The sequence below is a fragment of the Deltaproteobacteria bacterium genome (assembly GCA_016874775.1).
Classification (GTDB): domain Bacteria; phylum Desulfobacterota; class Binatia; order Bin18; family Bin18; genus VGTJ01.
On the sequence record VGTJ01000047.1, the window covers coordinates 25,828 to 32,767 of the forward strand.

Annotated in this window: 5 protein-coding genes; 3 read left to right on the top strand and 2 right to left on the bottom strand. The window is 53.8% G+C overall.

The annotated features are described in order from the left end of the window. Positions 1–36 precede the first annotated feature (36 nt). Both FJ147_10285 and FJ147_10290 read right to left on the bottom strand, forming a co-directional pair. Positions 37–816 carry an enoyl-CoA hydratase gene (locus FJ147_10285; GenBank protein ID MBM4256273.1) on the bottom strand — a complete coding sequence of 260 codons (780 nt, stop codon included), beginning with the start codon at positions 814–816 and terminating at the stop codon, positions 37–39. After that, positions 813–4,061, bottom strand: a complete 3,249-nt coding sequence (locus FJ147_10290) for a hypothetical protein (GenBank protein ID MBM4256274.1) — start codon at positions 4,059–4,061, stop codon at positions 813–815. Before FJ147_10290 ends, FJ147_10285 begins: the two co-directional genes overlap by 4 nt. Before the next feature lie 107 nt (positions 4,062–4,168). On the opposite strand from FJ147_10290, the gene FJ147_10295 reads away from it, so the two are divergent. From FJ147_10295 to FJ147_10305, 3 genes are all read left to right on the top strand, one after another. Continuing rightward, a complete protein-coding gene (locus tag FJ147_10295; protein MBM4256275.1) occupies positions 4,169–4,771 on the top strand; it encodes a carboxymuconolactone decarboxylase family protein in 603 nt (200 codons plus the stop codon). A 25-nt stretch (positions 4,772–4,796) separates the two neighbouring features. Further along, on the top strand, positions 4,797–5,672 hold the full coding sequence (locus FJ147_10300) for an SDR family NAD(P)-dependent oxidoreductase (GenBank protein MBM4256276.1): 876 nt from the start codon (positions 4,797–4,799) through the stop codon (positions 5,670–5,672). A 224-nt stretch (positions 5,673–5,896) separates the two neighbouring features. Next, positions 5,897–6,718 carry an enoyl-CoA hydratase gene (locus tag FJ147_10305; protein ID MBM4256277.1) on the top strand — a complete coding sequence of 274 codons (822 nt, stop codon included), beginning with the start codon at positions 5,897–5,899 and terminating at the stop codon, positions 6,716–6,718. The last annotated feature ends 222 nt before the right edge of the window (positions 6,719–6,940 follow it).

Consider the following 6,940-nt stretch of genomic DNA (forward strand, 5'->3'; position numbering starts at 1 on the left):
GTCTCTCATCATTGACGTCTCACTCCTCGTTCTTATCTATTTCCCGCGAAACTGCGGCTTCCGCTTGGCCACGAATGCGTTCACCCCTTCGCGGAAGTCTTCGCTCATATAGGCCATCACCGTGAGATCATCGCCATCAACTGCCCGCCGATGGACCTGCAAGCGACGAATCGCTTCTTTTGTCACTCGCAGTGTAATTGGTGCGTGAGTTGCGATTTCTTGAGCCACGGTTACGACATGCTCGAACAAACGCTCTGCGGGAACAATTTCGTTGATGAGACCAAGTTGGAGAGCATCATTCGCCGAAAGTAACCTGGCCCGAAACAACAACTCTTTTGTTCGTGCCGGACCAACCATATCCACGAGTCGCGCATAGTTCGCAATTGACAGACAATTACCTAACGTTCGTGCGATTGGCACCCCAATCTGGCTTTCCGGCGTGCAGTAACGCAGGTCGCACGTGAGGGCGACAACCGCCCCAGCGCCAGCAGCAGGACCGGTAATCGCAGCAATCGTCGGTTTGGTGACCTGCTCCAACCGACCGACAACCTCATCTAAGCGTCGTTCATAGTTGAGCGCGTCGTCTTCGGTGCGAAAATTCTGAAACTGACTGATGTCTGTGCCCGCAACGAACGCTTGTCCTCCTGCGCCACGGAAGATCACCACACGAATTGTGTCATTGCGGTCAACTTCTTCGCTCGACTCCATCAAACCATCGTACATTGCCCAGGTAATCGCGTTACGCGCGTCCGGTCTATTAAAGGTAATAATTGCGACTGCGCCTTGCTGTTCAAAAAGTAATTCGCTTGTGTTCATCGTTTTTCCAATGGCGTGGCATTTTTCTTCGCGCGTTTAGTCGGTGTCGGTTTCTGTTGGCGCGAGGGGGGCGCTGCTCCACCACTCAGCTCTGACAGCAACGTTTTTGCCTCTTGCAGGTCCTGCGCGTCAAATCCCTCGGTAAACCAGTTGTAGACTTCTGATAACATTTTGTGTGCATCTGCGAGTGCCGGATGTTGTCCGTGTTTTGCGGCTGGGTGTTGCCGTAATCGAACGAGGCTCATCAGTGCACGCAGTTCAAGGGTCTTTGCCCGCTGCCGTTGCGCGACTTCAATGGCGTTGAGAAAGCATTCCTCTGCCTCGGCCAGGGCGTTAGGAGTGAGAGGTTTGGATTTGGTCTTTGCCGACTCTGGACCTTTGACGTTAGACTTTGGGCTTTGGACATCTTGCATCAGCAAAATGTCTCCTTTGAGCCGCCACAGCTCCGCTTCATAGTAGCGTTGGCCGGTTTGTTCCATGAAGGCGAAGGCTTGCTCCAATACAGAGGATGCCTCTTCCAGACGTTGCGTACGGATATACAATTCGGCAAAGGTCGCGAGATACGAAGGGATGGCTAATTTTGCACCGGTGGCCTGCCAGGCGGTGAGTCCTTGCCGTATCAACTTCAACCCTTCTTCTACACGACCTTGCGCAGCCAGGGCGTGGGAACGAAAATGGACACCACCTGCCAGCCAAAACGGAAACCCCTGTTCTATGCTAAAAGCGATTTGTGCGTCGGCCTGTTCAAGCAGCGTTGTAGAGTCGCCGCGAAAAAAGGACGTCCATGTCGCAAACTGCATGGCAAACCCCACGCTAAACAAGTGAGCAACGTCGTGCGCTTGTGCTAGCGCTTGTTCGCTGGCGTGGACCGCCTGGTCGTAATACCCGCACAGGCAGGAAGTGACAGCACGATAAGATAACCCTACCGTGGCGGCGTCCTGCCCATAGAGCCCAATGAATTCTTGGTGGATAGGGCGATACAACGATAAGCCTTGCTCAACGTGCGAAAGTACGGACTCGAATTCACCAGCAAAAAACTTTGTCACCCATAGTGCATGATGGGCTTCAACTAACTGATCAGGGTCTTGGGTCTGCTGTGCCAAAGCGAAAACTTGCTCAGCTAATTCTCGCGCGGCGTAGATGTTCCCACGAACGAGATGTGAGGCCCACACTCCCCAGATGGCAGGAAACAGCAAGGGCGGATTCCCAAGCTGCTGACACAACTCCTGGGCGCGGGCAAACGCGTGTTCGACTTCAACCGACGCATAGCCGCGGGTGGCCATGAGCATTGGTCCGAGAGCCAACTGCAACAAGAGTTCCTGGCCGAGACGTTCGCCACCTTCTGGCCACATTTGCAGTAACTGCAACGCTTTGGTTAAGTTCTGAATCCCTTCACGCGGAGCCGCACGCCCCTTAGCGGCGGTCGCGGACAGCTGCAAATACCGCACGGCGCGACGATACTCTTTCCCACAGTCGAAACGGTGCGCTAGTACGGCAGCAATCTCACTCGCACGGTCCCCGTATGCGGCTTCTTCTCGTTCACCTACACGACGATGGAGTGTCAGTTGACGCACGGGAGTGAGCCCTTCATACAGGACGTTTTGATGGAGCGCATGAAGAAAGGCATAGCGTCCGGCGACCGTTCCGTCTGGCCACTCCACTAAGCCCACCGGTTGGAGAAATTGCCGTTGTTGAGCCAATTGGTCACAACACTCTTCAACCCACTCTTGTTCTTTTTCCAAGGCAGCCGCGACTGTTGCCGCTGAAAACTCTGTCCCGACGACACTGGCAACTTCGAGTACCTGCTGAGCGTCTTCCTCTAACTGCTCTTTCTGTCGTTCGATCAAGTGACGGATATTCTCCGGGACTCTTTGGTCAAGCGCGGCAAGGGTTCCCCGAAGTGTTTCTCCGTCTGGAGTCTGAGAAGTGACATACCGGTTCACCGCCTCGTCTACGAGGGCTGTCATAAACAATGGGTGCCCGTCGGTGCGGCTATGGATAAACGCCGCCAGATCGTCGACTCCTTGTGGCGTATACTGGTTCTCGGCAAGTCTGTTTTTGACAAATTGAGAAACCGCCTCAACAGGAAGCAATTCGAGTGCAACTTCGACACACTTGTTATGGCCTTCGAGTTCTTGCTTGACTTGCTTCAGTGGATGTTTGTGCAAAATCAGCTCCACCGGTCGATACGTGCTCAGCACGAGGAGTCGCGCTTCAGTGGCTCGACGAGCAAGAACAGACACTAAGTCCAGTGTTGAAGTGTCACTCCAATGCAGATCTTCCAGAATGAAGATCACCGGGGCTTGCGTTCCGAGGACTTCAAGAAAATCGGCGAGCTCTCGCAGCATCCGTTCTTGAGAAGACCCTAAGCGGCGACGATATAACGCTTCGCGTTCGGCAGCGCTCAAGACCGTTGGCAACTGCGCGAGCCAGGTTGGCGCGTACTGCTGCAAAAGTGCGATGATCCGCTCACGAGCTGGTCCGCGGCAAAGAACACTCATCGCCTCTAAAATAGGCAGATATGCCTCACTCGTTCCGTAGTGAGCAAAGCACTGCCCGCGGACACTCCAGACTGTGGAGTATGCCATAACCTGAGCGAGAAAGGTGTCAACCAATGCTGTCTTACCAATCCCCGCATCACCAGCCACAAACACGAACTGTCGTTCACCATGTAAGGTTTTCTCAAACAGGTTGTGTAGCCGAGTCAACTCTGCGTCACGACCAACGATGCTGGAGGTGAGAGGTGGAGGGTTAGAGGTTGGTTGGGAAAGGGGGCTCGTCTGCGGCTTCCCGCTTGTCGCTGCTTCCTTGGCACTGACTCCCGATGGCTGACTGTCAGTGACTTGTCCGATGAAGCGATATCCTCGTCGATGTACAGTCTCGATAAATCGCGGTTTGTGCGAAAGATCGCCCAACACTTCACGCAATTCACCGATGCTCACTTTGAGCACGGCGTCGCCAACAGCAATCCCGGGCCACATTGCATCGAACAGTTGCGCTTTCGTTATCAATTCTCCGGCGTGCTCCACCAAGTAGCGAAGAATCGCAAAGGTTTTCGGGCGCAACTCGAGAAGCTGTGTCCCGCGCCAGAGGCGCTCGCCACGGACGTCAAGATGAAAGGGCGGAAAGAACCAGTCTGTCTGCATATCTCTATCCATTTCTGATCTGGAGGTTCCGGCTCGTCTACAGTTACTCAGCACTACCTGCGCTTTATCTTCGTCCCCGGATATGTTGATCGCGTTCATGTATGCACGGACGGCCCCTCAAACGCAACTGGCAGATAAGGGGGCTGGGCGCTTGCGTCCGCCTCGTGGTATGGATTTCCCCCAACAACGTGGAAAGGAGCCGTCTCATGGGTCGATTACGCCAAGTATCAAAAGCCGAAGCCCCGCCAGAAGTATTGGAAGTGTATCGTCAATTCTTTGGTGACCGCGACCCCGTCAGAGAGCCAGGAACTACGACCGGAACACCGGGTGACTACTGGACAACGTTTGCGTTAGTTCCGGACCTTTTCTTGATGGCAAGAAATGACCTTATGGGGTTGCTACAACCAGGACGTAAGCTTGACCCCAAACTGCGCGAACTGGCAATTCTGCGTACCGGCATCGTCGGTGACTCAAAATTTGAATACTCCCAACATCTGAAAGTGGCGCGCATGGTTGGCGTGTCTGAAAACAAACTCGCAGCGATTAAAGGCTGGACAACCAGTGATGTGTTCTCGCCAGTCGAACGCGCGGTGATGGCGGCGGCGGATGAAATCCTGTCACGGAACTTGGTTGAAGATGCCACGTTTGCAGCCTTGCGAAAGCACTTATCTGATCCTGAGATTCTCGAACTGTTCGTGGTGATCGGATTGTGGCGCATGCACGGGTTGATTGTGCGTGCGCTACACCTTGAGTACGATAACGATACCACTTCGCGTATGGCAGAAGTGCCAGCTCCAGCGGCGAAGTAATCGTGGGGGAACAGAAAGGATCATTATGAAGGAGTTCAAAGATCGGGTTGCCGTTGTCACTGGTGCCGCGAGCGGCATTGGGCGCGCCATGGCCGAGCGCTTTGCCACAGCAGGGATGAAAATCGTACTTGCTGATGTCGAAGAAGGTGCGCTGAAAAAGACCGAGGGCGAAATGCGCGCGCAGGGTGCAACGACATTGAGTGTTGTGACCGATGTGTCACAAGCCGCTCAGGTCGATGCATTGGCACGCAAAACGCTCGATACCTTCGGAGCGGTTCACATCGTGTGCAACAATGCAGGTGTTGGCGGCGACATGGGCACCACCTGGGACCAAACGCTGGAAAACTGGCAGTGGGTCATTGGCGTCAACCTGTGGGGAGTGATCCACGGTATCCACACCTTCGTGCCGATCATGCAACAGCAAGGCACCGAAGGCCACATCGTCAACACCGCCTCGATGGCTGGGCATCTTTCTTCGCCGTTTATGTCGGTCTATGACGTCACCAAGTTTGCGGTGGTCACGATGTCGGAGTCGCTTCATCTCGAATTGTTGATGAATGCTTCACCGATCAAAGTGTCGGTGTTGTGTCCTGGTTTTGTCAAAACCAACATCATCGACTCTGCTCGGAACCGCCCCGCGCATCTGACGACACCAGAGCGACCAATTCCGGAATCCTATCAAGCATTCGCCGAGATGGCACGGATGATGATTGCGGGCGGCATGCCACCATCAGAAGTGGCAGAGAAAGTTTTTCAGGCCATCGTCAACGAACAGTTCTATATTTTCCCACATCCCGAGTTTATGCAGTTTGTCCGCACACGAATGGAAAATATCCTCTCGGGTACCAATCCGACGTTTAATCCGCCTGTTCCGATGCCTGAAGGGACGGATAAGCTGTGATGCGTGATACGTGATGCGTGATCACAAAATCCCTTGAGCTATGAAGAAAGCAAAGAAGATTCCCTTTATTCCTCCACTTGCACCAGATGCAACGGACGAAGAGGTCGTAGCGTGGGTTACCCGGTATGACCTTGACGACCGGTTGGCCGCAGGAGTCTCCGAAATAGTCGAAATTTATGAGCCTTTGACGAATCAAGGAAAAAAGAAGAAGAGGAGAGTTCGCAATGAGCCTATGGACAACCGAAGTCGCTAATCATGTCGTAGTAGCGACCTATCTGAACCCACCGATGAATTATTTCTGTGCGGCAGGGGCACAAGAGTTTTCCGCACTTATCGAACAATGGCGGAAGCCAGATATTCGTGCTGTCGTCTTAACCGGCGGGATGCCGGGGAAATTCATCACGCATTACAGCGTGGAAGAGTTAGTCGAGCTGGCAAGCAACCGTGAGGCGATGCGTGTTGCTGGTACTGCCCTCACTACAGGTTATCATGCGATGCTGAAACGTATGCGTGATTTGCCTAAGCCGGTTATTGTCGCGATGAATGGTGACACGATGGGTGGCGGCTTCGAGCTGAGTTTGTCCTGCGATATTCGCATTGGTCAGAAGGCTGATATTCGTTATGGCTTGCCAGAAGTGAAACTGGGAATTTTACCCGGAGGTAGCGGCACGCAACGTTTGTCACGTTTGATCGGTGCGGGCCGTGCGGTTGAGTTTGTCCTGCGTTCACGCGTGGTACGTCCAGAGGAAGCCTTGGCAATGGGGCTGGTTCATGAAGTGGTTGATGATGCCTTAGCTCGGGCAAAAGAGATTGCTGCGGAGATTGCATCTTTTTCGCCGATCGCGGTGTCGCGCGCGAAACATGCGGTCTACGCAGGCAGTGACACACATCTCGCGGCTGGATTAGATGTTGAGAGTGCGGCGTTTCTGGAGACCATGTTGTCCGAAGATGGTCTGGCTGCCATGAAGACGTATACTGCGTTGCCGTACGAGAAACGGCGTGACTGGCTAGAGAAGCCGACGTCGCCAGAATACAAAGGGAAGTAGGGCATGGAAACAAGAGCGGAGGACGAGAGTCTTACCCCCAGCTATTTACTCTTACCCGCATTCGCTCCGTTCGTGCTTCCCTCTCCCTGGCAGGGCAATGGCATTAAGTTAACAGCCGCCGTGGAGTTTATTCTGCAGTTGCCGTAAGTAGGAGCAATGATGGAGAAAGAAACGAAGCGCTTATTTGCCGGTTGAAGCAGGAATTGCAAGCCGCAACAGTCA

What these genes read in the sequence shown, in the direction of transcription:
- FJ147_10295 (MBM4256275.1), top strand. Translation starts at nt 4,169, where the DNA reads ATGGGTCGATTACGCCAAGTATCAAAAGCCGAAGCCCCGCCAGAAGTA.
- FJ147_10290 (MBM4256274.1), bottom strand. Translation starts at nt 4,061, where the DNA reads ATGAACGCGATCAACATATCCGGGGACGAAGATAAAGCGCAGGTAGTG.
- FJ147_10305 (MBM4256277.1), top strand. Translation starts at nt 5,897, where the DNA reads ATGAGCCTATGGACAACCGAAGTCGCTAATCATGTCGTAGTAGCGACC.
- FJ147_10300 (MBM4256276.1), top strand. Translation starts at nt 4,797, where the DNA reads ATGAAGGAGTTCAAAGATCGGGTTGCCGTTGTCACTGGTGCCGCGAGC.
- FJ147_10285 (MBM4256273.1), bottom strand. Translation starts at nt 816, where the DNA reads ATGAACACAAGCGAATTACTTTTTGAACAGCAAGGCGCAGTCGCAATT.